The following is a 12,553-nucleotide window of genomic DNA, read 5'->3' on the forward strand; positions in this document are numbered from 1 at the left end:
CAATTTTCCGGAAGAACGACCTCATACTGAGGTAAGAAAAGCGGAAAATCAAGCTGTCGTCGCGAAGCCTGCAGATGGTGCTGGCATCCACTCTTCGCGGGGCGCCGATGAACGATGGGCGCCGATAGCAAAAGGGGGCGGAATCGCCCCCTTTTGCTGCCATCTATCAAACCCCAACAGGATTCGCCTTCTCCGGATCAATGTTGTACTGCTTGATCGCCCGGGCCACGTCCTTCGCGGTCATCTTGCCGTCCTTCGCCAGCGCCGCGATGGCGGCGTGGGCGATGTAGTAGCGGTCCACCTCGAAGAAGCGGCGCAGGTTGGCGCGGGTGTCGGAGCGGCCGAAGCCGTCGGTGCCCAGTACCGAGTAGGTCATCGGCACGAAGGCGCGGACCTGGTCGGCGTAGGCGCGGACGTAGTCCGTTGCGGCGATGGCCGGGCCCTGGCGGCCTTCCAGCAGCTGGGTGACGTAGGGCTTGCGCTGGTCGGCTTCCGGGTGGAGGCGGTTCCAGCGTTCGGCGTCGAAGCCGTCGCGGCGCAGCTCGTTGAAGCTGGGGCAGGACCAGATGTCGGCGGTGACGCCGAAGTCCTTGTCCAGCAGTTCGGCCGCGGCAATGGCCTCGCGCAGGATGGTGCCGCTGCCCAGCAGTTGCACGCGCAGCTCGCCCTTCTTGGGCTTGCCGGCATCGGTGAGCAGGTACATGCCCTTGATGATGCCGTCGGCTGCACCGTCCGGCATGGCCGGGTGGGTGTAGTTTTCGTTCATCAGGGTGATGTAGTAGTACTCGTCGATCTGGTCTTCCATCATGGCCTTGGTGCCATGCTGGAGGATCACGGTGACCTCGTAGCCGAAGGTCGGGTCGTAGCTGCGCACATTCGGAATGCCGCCGGCCACCATGTGGCTGAAGCCGTCCTCGTGCTGCAGGCCTTCGCCGTTGAGGGTGGTGCGGCCGGCGGTGCCGCCGAGCAGGAAGCCGCGGGTACGCATGTCCGCGGCCTGCCAGGCCAGGTCGCCCACGCGCTGGAAGCCGAACATCGAGTAGTAGATGTAGAACGGCAGCATCGGTACGTTGCTGACCGAGTAGCTGGTGCCGGCGGCCATCCACGAGGCGATGGCGCCCGGCTCGCTGATGCCCTGCTGCAGCACCTGGCCGCTCTGGTCTTCGCGGTAGTACATGAGCTGGTCGGCGTCGACCGGCTTGTACTTCTGGCCGTACGGGGCGTAGATGCCGATCTGGCGGAACAGGCCTTCCATGCCGAAGGTGCGGGCTTCGTCGGCGACGATGGGCACCAGGCGCGGGCCGAGTTCCTTGTCGCGCAGGCTGATGTTCAGCGTCTGCACGAAGGCCATGGTGGTGGAGTAGCTGCGTTCGCCGGAATCCTTGAGCAGGCGCTCGTAGGTTTCCAGTCTGGGCGCGTTGAAGGACTTGTCGGCCTTCTGGCGGCGCTGCGGCAGGTGGCCGCCAAGCGCGCTGCGGCGCTCCTGCAGGTACTGCACTTCCGGCGAATCCGGGCCGGGGTGGTAGAACGGCACCTGGCCGTCCTTGAGTTGTTCGTCGGTGACCGGGATGTTGAAGCGGTCGCGGAAGTGGCGCACCGCGTCGTCGTCCAGCTTCTTGGTCTGGTGGGTCGGGTTGAGCGACTCGCCGGCGCTGCCCATGCCGTAGCCCTTGACCGTCTTGGCCAGGATCACGGTCGGCACGCCCTTGGTGTTCACGGCCTGGTGGTAGGCGGCGTACACCTTGTGCGGGTCGTGGCCGCCGCGGTTCAGGCGCCAGATGTCGTCGTCGGACAGGCTGGCCACCATGGCGGCGGTCTCCGGGTACTTGCCGAAGAAATGCTCGCGCGTGTACGCGCCGCCGAAGGCCTTGCAGTTCTGGTACTCGCCGTCGACGGTTTCCATCATCAGCTTCTTGAGGACGCCGTTGGTGTCCTTGGCCAGGAGCGGATCCCAGTAGGAGCCCCACAGCAGCTTGATGACGTTCCAGCCGCCGCCGCGGAACACGCCTTCCAGTTCCTGGATGATCTTGCCGTTGCCGCGTACCGGCCCGTCCAGGCGCTGCAGGTTGCAGTTGACCACGAAGATCAGGTTGTCCAGCCCCTCGCGGCCGGCCAGGGCGATGGCGCCCAGGGTCTCCGGCTCGTCGCTCTCGCCGTCGCCGATGAAGCACCACACCTTGCGGTCGCTCTTCTCGATCAGGCCGCGGTTTTCCAGGTACTTCATGAACTGCGCCTGGTAGATCGCCGCCAGCGGGCCCAGGCCCATCGACACGGTCGGGGTCTGCCAGAAGTCCGGCATCAGCCACGGGTGCGGGTAGGAGGACAGGCCGCCGCCGTCCACTTCCATGCGGAACTTGTCCAGCTGCTGTTCGTTGATGCGGCCTTCCAGGAAGGCGCGGGCGTAGATGCCCGGGGCGCTGTGGCCCTGGATGAACAGCAGGTCGCCCGGGTGGCTGTCGCTGGGCGCGCGCCAGAAGTGGTTGAAGCCCACGTCATACAGGGTGGCGCCGGAGGCGAAGGAGGCGATGTGCCCGCCCAGGTCGCCCGGCTTGCGGTTGGCGCGCACCACGGTGGCCATCGCGTTCCAGCGGATGATGGAGCGGATGCGCCATTCCAGGTCGGCATTGCCGGGGCTCTTGGCCTCCAGCTGCGGGGCGATGGTGTTGATGTACTCGGTGGTGGGGGAAAACGGCAGGAACGCGCCCGAACGACGGGTCAGCTCGACCATGCCTTGCAGCAACTGATGCGCGCGCTCGGGGCCCTCGACATCGATAACGGCCTTCAACGATTCGATCCACTCCTGGGTCTCCAGGGGGTTCGGATCGTCGTTCAGCACTTCATTCAACCAGTTCATTGGCGCTCCCAGTTACGGCACGCACGCGCGCGCTTGGCTTCGTATGTTTTGAACCGCAAATTGTAGCGCACCCGCCTGCCTGCGAAGCTCGCTACGGAGGCGTACGGGAGCATGCCGGGTGGCCGGCGCCTGCCGGTACCGGGCCACTTCCGGCGTGCGCTGGCCCGACGGGACGGCTGCCGGCGACCCTAGCAACGCTCTGTTTCATCCGCGGGTCCGGGCGCGCCGGCGCGGTGCCGTCCGCGGGCCGGCCGGTCCGCCGCCGTGCGCCGGGTGGGGCGGACGATGCACCGGGTGCCGCCGCCCGGCCCGGCCCGACGCGCGGCGGCCCCGTTGCGGCTGAAACTGTCGCATTGCACAAACAACCGTGTTATCAATGCTGCCCATGAACGCAGCCTCTGCCCGTTTTTACTTTTGGTACTACTTTCCGAAGCCGCTGGCGGAGGAAGGACTGCGCTCACCCTGAAGAATCCCTTCAGACGCATTCCCGAAAAGCCGCCAGCGCACCTGGCGGCTTTTTTCATGCCGCCGTTGCCGGGGGCAATCCCTTCAAGACCTGAACCGGAGATCCCGCAATGCCTCCCCACACCGACGACCTTCGCATCCGCAAGCTGGAGCCGCTGACCCCGCCGGCCGAGCTGATCGCGCTGCTGCCCTGCGACGATCAGGCCTCGCAGACGGTGGCCGACGCGCGCGCCTCGCTGCACCGCATCCTGCAGGGCGAGGACGACCGCCTGGCGGTGGTGGTCGGGCCGTGCTCGATCCACGATCCGGTGGCGGCGATGGAGTACGCCCAGCGCCTGCGCCCGCTGCGCGATGCGCTGGGCGGCGAGCTGGAGCTGGTGATGCGGGTGTACTTCGAGAAGCCGCGCACCACGGTGGGCTGGAAGGGCCTGATCAACGATCCGGACCTGGACGGCAGCTTCGACATCAACAAGGGGCTGCGGGTGGCGCGCGGGCTGCTGCGCGACATCAACAAGCTGGGGCTGCCGGCGGGCGTGGAGTTCCTGGACGTGATCTCGCCGCAGTACATCGCCGACCTGGTGGCCTGGGGCGCGATCGGCGCACGCACCACCGAGAGCCAGGTGCACCGTGAGCTGGCCTCGGGGCTGTCGTGCCCGGTGGGCTTCAAGAACGGCACCACCGGCGACGTGAAGATCGCCGCCGATGCGGTCGGCGCGGCCTCGCATCCGCACCGTTTCCTGTCGGTGACCAAGGAGGGCGGCACCGCCATCGTCGCCACCCAGGGCAATCCGGATTGCCACGTGATCCTGCGCGGCGGCAAGGCGCCCAACTTCGACGCGGCCAGCGTGCAGGCGGCCAGCGAGGTGCTGGGCACGTCGCAGCTGCCGCCCCGGCTGATGATCGACGCCAGCCACGCCAACAGCAGCAAGAAGCCGGAAAACCAGCCGAAGGTGGTCGAGGACATCGCCCTCCAGCTGGAAGGTGGCGAGGCGCGCGTGGTCGGGGTGATGGTCGAAAGCCATCTGGTGGCCGGCCGCCAGGACCTGGTCGAGGGCCAGCCGCTGGTCTACGGGCAGAGCATCACCGACGGCTGCATCGACTGGGACAGCACCGTGGCGGTGCTGGAGCGCCTGGCCGAGGCGGTCCGGACGCGCCGTCGTGCACGGCTGGAGGCCGCGGCCTGATCCGTGCGCGGGTGCACTGGCGCACGGTGCCCGCTTGCAAGTAGTTTACGCGGCGGGCGGCCTGGCGCCGCCTGCCCGCTGCACAGCGGGCCCATGGCTTGCCCGGCAGGCAGACCCTGCACCCATTCAAGAGGAAACCGTACGTGACGCAGACCCGTATTCTGATGTTGGCATTGGCCGCGACGCTGGCGCCGTCCCTGGCGCTGGCCGCCCGCACGCCGGTGGTGGATTCGGGCAGCGGCTGCCTGCAGAACCTGTCGGTGAGTGGCGGCTTCACCACCGGCAAGCAGTTCCTGGCGTCGACCGAGCACGAGGGCGTCAGCTATGCCGATGCCTTCCGCAAGACCGTGGCCGCGATCGAGGCCGAAGGGATGCTCTCGATCTCGCCGAACGAGCAGACCGGCTACATCGCCGCCGAGAACCCGGTGCGCGGTGGCACCAGCGTGCCGCTGCGCACCACCGTGCGTCGCCAGGACGACGGCGGCATCCGCGTGGAGGTGCGTTTCAGCATCAAGGGCGGGCAGATGACCTCGAACAAGGCCGTGGGCGAGGGCCTGTGCAAGATCGCCGACGCGGCCAGCCTCTAGCCCATGGCCACGCCGGAGGCGGCGGGCGGCTGGTTCCTGTACCTGCTCGAATGCAGTGACGGCAGCTACTACGCCGGCATCAGCACCGATGTGCAGGCCCGCTTCCGGGCGCACCTGGCCGGAAAGGGCGCGCGCTACACGCGGGCGCGCCCGCCGCTGAGGGTCCTCGGCGCCCGCGCCTATCCGGACCGGGCGGCGGCGTCGCGGGCCGAATGGTGCATCAAGCAGCAGCCGCGGGCCCGCAAGCTGGCCTGGCTGCTGCACGACGGGGCCGCGTCGCCCTGAAGCAGCGGCCACGGCGCCGCACCGGCGTGAGGGGTCCGTGATCCGCCCACGTCCGGCCGGTGCCTTATCCTGCCGGCCATGAACGCCTCCCCTGTCCGTCGAGCCCTGCCCTGGCGCGCGCTGCGCCTGGCCGGGCTGCTGCTGGTGGCCTGCTATGCGCTGTACCTGCTGGCGGGCAACGTTTTCCTCAACAGCCGTATCGGCCATGACCTGCTCAACCGCAAGCCGGAGGCGTTCACGCTGGACTGGAGCGGTGGCCGCACCTATTGGCCCGGACGGGTGACGCTGCACGCGGTGCGCATGGGCGGCCATGTGCGGCGGGTGCAGTGGTCGACCCGGGCCGAGACGGTGCGCGGGCGCATCGCGCTGTGGCCGCTGCTGCGGCGGGAGCTGCGGGTGCCGTGGGTCGAGGCCGACGGGGTATCCGGCAGTGTCGGCCGCGCCCCGCACGAGCGGCCCGCGCCTCCACCGCGCCCGGGCGGCTGGATCCTTGATTTCCCGCGGATCGCCACCGACAGCCTGCGGGCGGCCACCCTGGACGGCTGGCAGCTCGCCGGTGAGGGCCGGGCCGAGGTCGGGTTCGTCAAGCAGCTGCGGGGCGGACCGATGGAACTGCGGCCGTCCTCGCTGTGGTTCGAGGCCTTGCAGGTACGCCATGGCGACACGGCCTGGCTGCGCGGCACCACGCTGTCGGCCACCGCGGCGATGCCGCGGCATGTCGGCACCGAGCACCCCGGCCTGGCCAAGCTCGACTTGGTCGACGCGACCCTGGAGCTGCGCGGTACCACGGTCGGCCTGCAGTCCACGCTGGATGCCGAGGGCCGCTACGGATTCGCGGTGCAGCCCGGCGAGGGCCGGCTGCAGGCGGCATTGGCGCTGCGGCAGGGGGCGCTGGCGCGCGACGGCCGGCTGCAGCTGCGGCTGCCGCTGCTGAGCGTGGACGCCGGAGGCGGGCGCGTCGCCAACCAGCTGGACCTGCAGCTGGCGGTGGACGACGGCCTGCGGCTGCGCGCGACCCTGCCGGACCTGGATGGCCGCCATCCTTCGCTCGATGCCCATCTCGACCTGCCCGGCACCACCCTGCCGCTGACGGACTGGCGCCCGCGGCTGGTCGCGGCTAGCGGGGCGGTGCGCGCGCACGGCCACCTGCCGTCGATCGGCGCGGTGGTCGCGCTGTTCGCCGAGGCCGACTGGATGGGGCTGGAGGGCAGTGGCACGGTCGATGCCGACCTGCGCCTCGAGGACGGCCGGCTGGTCGACGGCAGTCGCCTGGAGGTGACCGACGTGGCGGCCCACGCCGACGTGCTGGGCAACCACTTCAGCGGCAAGGGCCGCGCGCGCGCGGTGATCGCCAACGATGCCGCCGGCCAGCCGCAGTCGCGTCTGGAGGTGGTGATGGACGCCTTCAGCGCGGCGCCGGCGCGCACCCCGGAGCGGCCGTACTTCAGCGGCGAGCGGCTGCGGCTGGAGACCGTGTCCGATGCACGCCTGGAGCGGATGGCCGAGAGCATGCAGGCGCGGCTGCGCTTCGAACGCGCGCGGATTCCCGACCTGACGCTGTTCAACCCCTACCTGCCCAACGACACGCTGCGCTTTGCCGGCGGCAATGGCCTGCTCAGTGGTGACCTGCGGCTGGATGGCGATGGCGATGTCGGCCAGGGGACCCTGCGGGTCGAAGGCCGGCAGGTGCGCCTGGCGGTGTCGGGCATGCAGCTGCGCGGCGACGTGGCGGTGGATGCACGGCTGCGGCGCGGCAACCTGCACAAGGGCGAGTTCGAGCTGGGCGACAGCCGGGCCAGCGTGCGCAACGTCGCCTTCACCGAGCCCGGCGGCACCACGCACTCCGGCTGGTGGGCGACGCTGGCCATCGACCGCGGCCGCGCCGAGTGGAAGACGCCGTCTTCGGCCAGCGGCAGCCTGCAGGTGTGGATGCGCGATGTCGGCTTCCTGCTGGCGATGTTCGCCGACCGCACCGACCTGCCGCGCTGGACGGCGCGGGTCGTCGATGCCGGCGAGGCGCGGCTGAGCGGGACCTGGCTGTGGAAGGACACGCGGCTGGTTCTGGACCGGGCGCATGCGGAGAACGCGCGCTTCGCGGTGGACGCGCGGCTGGCGCTGGAAGGTCCGCGCCAGCGTGGCGACCTCTACCTGAAGTGGGGCGTGCTCGGCGTCGGCGTGGAGCTGCGCGACGGCAAGCGTACCTACCACCTGCGGGGTGCCCGCCAGTGGTACGACAGCCAGCCGCGGCTGCTGCCCTAGCATCGGCCCCCGGCGCATGGCGCGGGGATGGGGGCGGGAAGCGGCCGGCGTGCCGGGCCGGCCAAGCGGGCTCAGGGCTTCATGCTGCCGGTGTCGAGCCAGCGCTGGTGCCAGGACAGCGCCTCGGGCAGCAGGTGCGGGGTGTGCTTGCCGTAGCTGTCGCGGCAGGCGCGCTGGAAATAGTCGTCCAGCAGGTCGCGGAAGTCCGGGTGCGCACAGTGGTCGATCACCGCGCGCGCACGGGCGCGCGGCGGCAGGCCGCGCAGGTCGGCCAGGCCCTGCTCGGTGACGATGATCGAGACATCGTGCTCGGTGTGGTCGACGTGGCTGACCATCGGCACGATCGAGGAGATGGTGCCGTTCTTGGCGGTGGACGGGCTCAGGAAGGTGGACAGGAACCCGTTGCGGGCGAAGTCGCCGGAGCCGCCGATGCCGTTCATGATGCGGCTGCCCATCACATGGGTGGAGTTGACGTTGCCGTAGAGGTCGGTCTCGATCATGCCGTTCATGCCGATGCAGCCCAGGCGGCGCACCAGTTCGGGATGGTTGGAGATCTCCTGGGTGCGCATGATGATGCGCCGGCGGTAGAAGTCGATGTTGCGCTTGAACTCCTCGTTGGCGTCCGGGCTGAGCGCGAAGCCGGTGCACGAGGCGTAGTCGAGCACCCCGGACTTGAGCAGCTCGAGCATGCCGTCCTGGATCACCTCGGTGAACGCGCTGAGGCCGCGCAGCCCGCTCTTGGCCAGGCCGGCCAGCACCGCGTTGGGGATGTTGCCGACGCCGGACTGCAGCGGCAGCAGGTTGGCCGGCAGCCGCCCACGGGCGACCTCGTGCTGCAGGAAGGCGATCAGGTGGCCGGCGATCTGCTCGCTGGTGGCGTCGATCGGGGTGAACGGGCTGTTGCGGTCGGGGCCATGGGTGCGCACCACCGCCACGATCTTGTCCGGGTCGCAGCGCAGCGCGGTCTCGCCGATGCGGTCGTTGCCCTGCACCAGCGGGATCGGCCGGCGCTGCGGCGGCAGGGCCGTGCCGTAGTAGATGTCGTGCATGCCGTCTACGCCGGCCGGCTGCCAGTCGTTGACCTCGATGATCACCTTGCGGGCCAGGTCCAGCCAGGTCTTGTTGTTGCCGACCGAGGTCGAGGGCACCAGGGCGCCGTCCTCGCGGATCGCCGAGACCTCGATCACCGCGGTGTCGATCTGCCCGTAGAGGCCGAACCAGACATGCTGGGCCACGTGCGACAGGTGGATGTCGATGTAGTCGAGCATGCCGTCGTTGATGCGCTTGCGGGCATCCGGGTCGCTCTGGAACGGCATGCGCATGGCGATGCCGTCGGCCTTGGCCAGCGCACCGTCCAGCTCCGGCGCGGTGGAGGCGCCGGTCAGCAGCTTGATCTGGAACGGCTGCCCCTGCTGGTGCGCCTGCTCGATCTGCCGGGCCAGCGCCATCGGCACCGCCTTGGGGTAGCCGGAGCCGGTGAACCCGCTCATGGCCACGGTCTCCCCGGGCTGGATCAGGGCGGCGGCGTGCTCGGCGGAGACCACACGGTCGCGCAGGCGCGCGTCCAGGATACGTTCGACAGACATGGTGGCGACAACACGTGCATGTAGGGAACGCCGATTATCCCGGATCGCGGCAGGGGGCGGTGCCCTACCTTGGTGGGACCCGGGCGCGGTTGAATGTGCATGGAGGGCGTGGTTGGCATGCAGGCCCGCCCGCGTCCCGGAGGACATGCGCGGCGGCCGCCCGCTGCTGGTGCCGGGATGTGTCCGCGCCCTCGCGGCCGGCGGGAGCGGGGGCCGGGTAGCGTCCGCATCCTCCGCGGCAGGGCCGGGGCTGGGACAGGCTGGCGGTGTCCGCGCCGGATGGACCGGCGGCAGGCCGCCTGTCCGGAGCGGGCTAAGGGTTTCCACTGAAAATTTTTGCACTGCAGCGTGCAAGTTGTCCGCGGAGCCCGCAGGATCGACCTGCATCCCGACGTGGGGGAGGGAGCAGAGCCCGCTGGCAGTTCGCTGTCAGCGGGCTTTTTACTTCCCGGGATCCGGCAGACGGTACGCCGGCCGGGCGTGGATGCCATCATCCCCGGATGACGATCCCCTGCACCGAACTGCCCGCCTCCCTGGTCCCGCTGCGGGACCGTGCCCTGGCCCGCCTGAAGCTGGCCGCACCCGCGCACTGGCCGCTCCCGGCCGACGTCCAGGCGCGCCTTGAACGGCTGGCCGTGGCCAGCGATTTCGCCATCGATACGCTGTGCCGCCAGCCGGACCTGCTGACGTCGATGGCGGAGGGGCGCATGCCGCCGGCACCCGAGCTGGACCCGCTGCAGCCCAGCGCCTGGCCGCTGCAGCTGCGCCGCTACCGGGCCGCCGTGTCCACCTGCCTGGTCTGGCGCGACGTGACCGGCCTGGACGACGTGGACGCGACCCTGCGCGCTGCCACCCGCCTGGCCGAGGAGTGCCTGCACCTGGCCCTGGCCGCCCTGGAACAGGAGTTCGCCCAGCGCCATGGCGTGGTGCGCACGGCCGAGGGCGGCGCGCAGCGGCTGGTGGTGTTCGGCCTGGGCAAGCTGGGCGGCGGCGAACTGAACTTCTCCTCGGACATCGACCTGGTCTACGCCTACCCGCAGTCCGGCGAATCCGATGGTGCACGGCCGCTGGCCGCCGAGGAGTATTTCGCGCGGCTGGGCCAGCGCCTGGCGCGGTTGCTGGACGAGACCACCGCCGACGGGTTCTGCCACCGGGTGGACCTGCGCCTGCGTCCGTTCGGCAGCGCGGGCCGGGTGGCGCTGTCGTTCACGGCCATGGACCAGTACTTCCAGCGCGAAGGCCGGGACTGGGAGCGCTATGCCTGGATCAAGGCGCGCGCGGTGGCCGGCGACATCGCCGCCGGCGAGGCGTGGCTGGAGACGCTGCGTCCCTTCGTCTATCGCCGTTACCTGGACTTTACCGCGCTCGACGGCCTGCGCGAGATGAAGGCGGCGATCGCCGCGGAGGTCGCGCGCAGCGACCGCTTCGACGACATCAAGCGCGGTCCGGGCGGCATCCGCGAGATCGAGTTCCTGGCGCAGACGCTGCAGTTGATCCACGGTGGCCGCGAGCCGGCCCTGCGCGAGCGCCGGCTGCTGCCGGCGCTGCAGGCGCTGGTGGAGGCAGGGCAGGTGGATGCGGCGGACGGCGCGGCGCTGGTCGATGCCTACCGCTTCCTGCGGCGGCTGGAGAACCGGCTGCAGATGCTGCGCGACGCCCAGACCCATCGCCTGCCGGACGATGCCCACGACCGCGCGCGGCTGGCCTCGGGCCTGGGCCATGCCGACTGGCCGGCATTGGTGCAGGCGCTGGATGCGCAGCGCCGGCGCGTCGGCGCCGAGTTCGACGCCCTGCTGGCCCCGCGCCGCGGCCAGGCGGCGCCGGACGCGCTGTCCAGCTACTGGCGGGTGCTGCCCGGCGGCGGCGAGGCGGCGGTGCTGGCCGATGCCGGGTTCAACGATGCGGCCGGCGCCGACCAGCTGCTGCGCGACTTCGCGCAGTCGCTGGGCGTGAAGTCGCTGTCCGACAGCGCGCGGGCGCGCCTGGACCGGGTGCTGCCGGCGCTGCTGCACGCCGCGGCCCACTCGCCGCAGCCCGACGCCGCCCTGCGCCGCGTGCTCGGGCTGCTGCAGGCCATCCTGCGGCGCACCAGCTACCTGGCGCTGCTGGACGAACAGCCCAGCGCGCTGACCCGCCTGGTCAACGTGCTGGCGCGCAGCGCGCTGCTGTCCGAACGGCTGGTGGCCTTCCCGCTGCTGCTGGACGAGCTGCTGGACACGCGGGTGGCGGGGCCGCTGCCCGAAGCGCAGGACATGCACGATGCCTGTGCCGCGGCGCTGGCGATCGACGATCCGGAAGTGGCGCTGCGCACCCTCAACGAGACCCGGCTGGCGCTGAGCTTCCGGATGGCGCTGGCCTTCCACGACGGCCGCCAGCGTGCCGTGGACTGCACCCGGCAACTGGCCCAGCTCGCCGACGCGGTGGTGGTCACCGTGCTGGAGATGGCGCGCACCGACCTGGTGGCCGCGCACGGCGAGGTGCCGGGCGGGCGTTTCGCCATCGTCGGCTATGGCAGCCTGGGTGGCCTGGAGCTGGGATTCGGTTCCGACCTGGACCTGGTGTTCCTGCACGACCATCCCCCCGAGGCCGAGGAGAGCGACGGTCCGCGTCCGCTGGAGAGCAGCCGCTGGGCGGCGCGGCTGGCGCAGAAGGTGATGGCGCTGCTGGCGGCGATCACCGCCGCCGGCCGCCTCTACGACATCGACGTGCGGTTGCGGCCCGATGGCGCCAAGGGAGCGCTGGTGTCGTCGCTGGCCAGCTACACCGAGTACCAGCGCGAGCGCGCCTGGACCTGGGAGCACCAGGCACTGGTGCGTGCCCGCGGGGTGGCCGGCGATGCGTCGCTGCTGGCCGACTTCGAGCAGGTGCGCACGGCGACCTTGGAGCGCGTGCGCGACCCGGCGACGTTGTTCGAGGATGTGCTGAAGATGCGGGCGCGGATGCGTGCCGAGCTGGACCGCAGCGATGCGGCGCGCCTGGACCTCAAGCAGGGCGCAGGGGGCCTGGTCGACCTGGAGTTCGTGCTGCAGACCGGCGTGCTGGCCGAGGCGGCGCGCAACCCGGCGCTGTGCGAGCCGCGTGAGACGCCGTTCCTGATCGCGGCGCTGGCCGCGGCCGGCTGGTTGCCGGGCGGGACCGCGGTGGCCCTGCATGCGGCGCATGCCACCCTGCTGGGCGTGGGGCTGTCGTGCACGCTGGACCGGCGCCCGCGGATCGCCGCGCCCACCGAGGCGATCGAAGCGGCCTGTGCGGCGATCTCTGCGGCGGCCAGTGCCCGTGGGCTGCCGTTCGAACCGGGCCGGCGCGGCCCGTGAGGCCCCAGGCCGGGCGCCG

General features: G+C 70.8%; 7 protein-coding genes. 5 read left to right on the top strand and 2 right to left on the bottom strand.

The features are described 5' to 3' along the window. Window positions 1-166: 166 nt before the first annotated feature. On the bottom strand, window positions 167-2,854 hold the full coding sequence (aceE, locus tag K5L01_RS09720) for a pyruvate dehydrogenase (acetyl-transferring), homodimeric type (RefSeq protein ID WP_250064196.1): 2,688 nt from the start codon (window positions 2,852-2,854) through the stop codon (window positions 167-169). A gap of 575 nt (window positions 2,855-3,429) precedes the next feature. Between aceE and K5L01_RS09725 the strand changes: the two genes are divergently transcribed. The 4 genes from K5L01_RS09725 to K5L01_RS09740 all read left to right on the top strand — a co-directional run bounded on the left by K5L01_RS09725 (window position 3,430) and on the right by K5L01_RS09740 (window position 7,634). Then, window positions 3,430-4,503, top strand: coding sequence for a 3-deoxy-7-phosphoheptulonate synthase (locus K5L01_RS09725; RefSeq protein WP_250064197.1), 1,074 nt, complete (start codon window positions 3,430-3,432; stop codon window positions 4,501-4,503). Between the two features lie 143 nt (window positions 4,504-4,646). Continuing rightward, window positions 4,647-5,090 (top strand): hypothetical protein, encoded by a 444-nt coding sequence (locus K5L01_RS09730; protein ID WP_250064198.1) that lies wholly within the window; start codon window positions 4,647-4,649, stop codon window positions 5,088-5,090. 3 nt (window positions 5,091-5,093) lie between these two features. Continuing rightward, window positions 5,094-5,375 (top strand): GIY-YIG nuclease family protein, encoded by a 282-nt coding sequence (locus tag K5L01_RS09735; protein WP_250064199.1) that lies wholly within the window; start codon window positions 5,094-5,096, stop codon window positions 5,373-5,375. A gap of 78 nt (window positions 5,376-5,453) precedes the next feature. Then, the gene (locus K5L01_RS09740; protein WP_250064200.1) at window positions 5,454-7,634 is read left to right on the top strand and encodes an AsmA family protein; all 2,181 of its coding nucleotides are present in this window, start codon (window positions 5,454-5,456) and stop codon (window positions 7,632-7,634) included. 71 nt (window positions 7,635-7,705) lie between these two features. On the opposite strand, the gene scpC is transcribed toward K5L01_RS09740, so the two are convergent. Beyond that, window positions 7,706-9,220: a succinyl-CoA:acetate CoA-transferase ScpC gene (scpC, locus tag K5L01_RS09745; protein WP_250064201.1), complete on the bottom strand. Its 1,515-nt coding sequence runs from the start codon at window positions 9,218-9,220 to the stop codon at window positions 7,706-7,708. Between the two features lie 500 nt (window positions 9,221-9,720). Between scpC and glnE the strand changes: the two genes are divergently transcribed. After that, window positions 9,721-12,534: a bifunctional [glutamate--ammonia ligase]-adenylyl-L-tyrosine phosphorylase/[glutamate--ammonia-ligase] adenylyltransferase gene (glnE, locus tag K5L01_RS09750; protein ID WP_250064202.1), complete on the top strand. Its 2,814-nt coding sequence runs from the start codon at window positions 9,721-9,723 to the stop codon at window positions 12,532-12,534. Window positions 12,535-12,553 lie beyond the last annotated feature (19 nt).

It is taken from the genome of Stenotrophomonas mori (assembly GCF_023556335.1).
In the GTDB taxonomy this organism is placed as follows: Bacteria; Pseudomonadota; Gammaproteobacteria; order Xanthomonadales; family Xanthomonadaceae; genus Stenotrophomonas; species Stenotrophomonas mori.

What these genes read in the sequence shown, in the direction of transcription:
- aceE (WP_250064196.1), bottom strand. Translation starts at nt 2,854, where the DNA reads ATGAACTGGTTGAATGAAGTGCTGAACGACGATCCGAACCCCCTGGAG.
- K5L01_RS09725 (WP_250064197.1), top strand. Translation starts at nt 3,430, where the DNA reads ATGCCTCCCCACACCGACGACCTTCGCATCCGCAAGCTGGAGCCGCTG.
- K5L01_RS09735 (WP_250064199.1), top strand. Translation starts at nt 5,094, where the DNA reads ATGGCCACGCCGGAGGCGGCGGGCGGCTGGTTCCTGTACCTGCTCGAA.
- K5L01_RS09740 (WP_250064200.1), top strand. Translation starts at nt 5,454, where the DNA reads ATGAACGCCTCCCCTGTCCGTCGAGCCCTGCCCTGGCGCGCGCTGCGC.
- scpC (WP_250064201.1), bottom strand. Translation starts at nt 9,220, where the DNA reads ATGTCTGTCGAACGTATCCTGGACGCGCGCCTGCGCGACCGTGTGGTC.
- glnE (WP_250064202.1), top strand. Translation starts at nt 9,721, where the DNA reads ATGACGATCCCCTGCACCGAACTGCCCGCCTCCCTGGTCCCGCTGCGG.